The 2754-nt window shown below is 74.2% G+C and carries 3 protein-coding genes; all 3 read right to left on the bottom strand.

What is annotated here, in order from left to right; all coding sequences use genetic code 11:
- On the bottom strand, nucleotides 1–1155 hold a 1155-nt coding region (locus JZ5iCDA_RS16690; protein ID WP_069388146.1), incomplete at its 3' end, for an SPFH domain-containing protein.
- 82 nt (nucleotides 1156–1237) lie between these two features.
- Complete coding sequence (locus JZ5iCDA_RS16685; RefSeq protein ID WP_069388145.1) at nucleotides 1238–1690, bottom strand: NfeD family protein; 453 nt, start codon at nucleotides 1688–1690, stop codon at nucleotides 1238–1240.
- 106 nt (nucleotides 1691–1796) lie between these two features.
- Nucleotides 1797–2585 carry an ABC transporter ATP-binding protein gene (locus tag JZ5iCDA_RS16680; protein ID WP_069388144.1) on the bottom strand — a complete coding sequence of 263 codons (789 nt, stop codon included), beginning with the start codon at nucleotides 2583–2585 and terminating at the stop codon, nucleotides 1797–1799.
- Between the last annotated feature and the right edge of the window lie 169 nt (nucleotides 2586–2754).

Below are 2754 nucleotides of genomic sequence, written 5' to 3'. Positions count from 1 at the left end.
CGGGGCGGGCCGCTGGTCCTCCCCGCCGGGGTGCAGGCCGATCTCGGTCTGCGGGTCGAACGGCAGACCGGACCGCGTGCCCGAGCTCGTCGCGTCGGCCGTCGCGGCCTCCGCCTGCCGGCGGGCCTCCGCGAGCGCCTCCGCCGGGTCCGTCAGCGACGGCGTCCCGAGCTCCACACGCTCGCGGTCGCGCCCGCGCCGCGCCGCGACCGTCGCCTCGTCGGACGACGACGTCCCGTCGGCGGGCGCCGCCGCGCCACCCCCGCCCGGGACCCCGAAGCCCTGGGCGATCGACCCGAGGGCCGCCGTGAACTCCGTGGGCACGACCCACAGCTTGCTCGCGGTGCCGTTCGCGATCTGCGGGAGCATCTGCAGGTACTGGTACGCGAGGAGCTTGGGGTCGGCGTCGCCCTCGTGGATCGCGTCGAACACCTGGAGGATCGCACGCGCCTCGCCCTCGGCGCGCAGGATCTGGGACTGCGCGTCACCCTCGGCCCGCAGGATCGCGGCCTGCTTCTCGCCCTCGGCCGTGAGGACCTGGGACTGCTTGACGCCCTCCGCGGTGAGGATGGCGGCGCGACGGTCGCGCTCGGCGCGCATCTGCTGCTCCATCGAGCCCTGCACGCTCGGCGGCGGGTCGATCGACTTGAGCTCGACGCGGTTGACGCGGATCCCCCAGCGGCCGGTCGCCTCGTCGAGGACGCCGCGGAGCTGGCCGTTGATCTGGTCGCGGCTCGTGAGCGTCTGCTCGAGGTCCATGGAGCCGATGACGTTGCGCAGCGTCGTCACGGTGAGCTGCTCGATCGCGGTGATGTAGTTGGCGATCTCGTACACCGCGGACTTCGGGTCGGTCACCTGGAAGTAGATGACCGTGTCGATGCTCACGACGAGGTTGTCGGAGGTGATGACCGGCTGCGGCGGGAACGACACGACCTGCTCGCGCAGGTCGACCGACGCCCGGACCCGGTCGACGAACGGGACCAGCAGGTGCAGGCCCGGCTCGAGCGTGCGCGAGTAGCGCCCGAGCCGCTCGACGATGAGCGCCACGGCCTGGGGGACGATCCGCACCGCCTTGACGAGCGCCACGACCACGACGATCAGGACGAGCGCGAGGACGACGTACGCGAGGATCGTTCCGGGGCTGAGGTCGTTCATCGGCTACCTCCAGGTCGTCGGTGCCCGCCGCGGTCCGGCGGAGGGCGTCGGGTCGCGGTGCGCGGTCGGCGCCACGAGCAGGTCACGAGCCGTTCGGGTGCGTCGCCGGCAGCGGTGCCACGACGGCGGTGGCCCCGTCGATGCGCACGACCCGGACCTCGGCACCGCTCGGGATCTCGGCGGTGCCCGGCTCGGTGCGTGCGGTCCAGACCTCGCCCGCGAGCTTCACGCGGCCGCCGACCGGGGTGACGCGGTCGACGGCGAGCGCGGCACGGCCCACGTGCGCGGCGACGTTGGTCTCAGCGAGCGGCACGCGGTCGCGCAGGTGCCGCAGGAGCCACGGCCGCAGGGTCAGGAGCAGGATCACGCTCACGACGGCGAACGTCACGATCTGCAGCCACAGCGGCCCGCCCGCCGCGCTCACGCCGGCCGCGGCCAGGGCGCCGCCGGCGAACATCACGAGGACGAGGTCGAGGGAGATGATCTCGATCAGCGCGAGGAGCAACCCGGCCCCGACCCACAGCAGCCAGTCCATCTCGACCCCCGTTCGACGTGCGGTCTTTACGATGACTTTACCGGACTATCCGGGGTCTCGCACGCCCGGCCGCGGTTCGCCGCGCCGGGCCCCGCACGCCGCGGTCTCAGGGTCGCGCGGCGCGTGCCATCCAGCGGCCGCCCCCGTGCGCGACGAGCAACGGGAGCCCGAAGGCCTCGCTGAGGTTCTCCGCGGTGAGGACCTCGCGGATCGGCCCGGCGCGGTGGACCGCGCCGTCGCGCAGGAGCATGACGTGCGTGAAGCCCGGCGGGATCTCCTCGACGTGGTGCGTCACGAGCACGAGCACGGGCGAGCGCGAGTCCCCCGCGAGCTCGCCGAGCGCGCCCACGAGCTCCTCACGACCGCCGAGGTCGAGGCCCGCGGCCGGCTCGTCGAGCAGGAGCACCTCCGGGTCCGTCATGAGCGACCGCGCGATCTGCGTGCGCTTGCGCTCGCCCTCGGACAGGGTGCCGAAGCGGCGGTCCGCGAGGCCGTCCACCCCGAACGCGCGCAGCAGGTCGTCGGCGCGCTCGGTGTCGAACTCCTCGTAGCTCTCGCGCCAGCGGCCGGTCACCCCGTACGCGGCGGTGAGGACGACGTCGCGCACCGTCTCGTCGGCGGGGATGGTCTCGGCGAGCGCGGCCGACGCCAGACCGACCCGCGTGCGCAGCTCGAAGACGTCCACGCGCCCGAGCCGCTCCCCCAGCACGTCTGCCGTGCCGGTCGTGGGGTGCAGGCGGGCCGACGCGACCTGCAGGAGCGTCGTCTTCCCGGCGCCGTTGCGGCCCAGGACGACCCAGCGCTCCCCCTCGTTCACCCGCCAGTCCACCGCGTCGAGGATGGCCTTGCCGCCGCGTCGGACGGTGACGCCCTTCAGGTCGAGAACCGCGCTCATGGTCCCCGACCCTATAGGTTGGCCGACGTGGTTTCCCATTCGTCCGACGGGTCCGCGGCGGGGTCGGCGTCCGCGCCCGGCGCGCTGCCGCGCAGCGCCCTGCTCGCCCTGTGGCTGCGCTCGCGGCGCTCCGCCCGGGCCGACGACGACGCCCTGGAGCGCGCGGTGC

Origin of the sequence: Cellulosimicrobium cellulans (assembly GCF_001722485.1) — a bacterium.
Taxonomy (GTDB): domain Bacteria; phylum Actinomycetota; class Actinomycetes; order Actinomycetales; family Cellulomonadaceae; genus Cellulosimicrobium; species Cellulosimicrobium cellulans_A.
The sequence above is the reverse complement of the archived record's forward strand: the minus strand, read 5'-3'. Positions and strand labels throughout refer to the sequence as shown.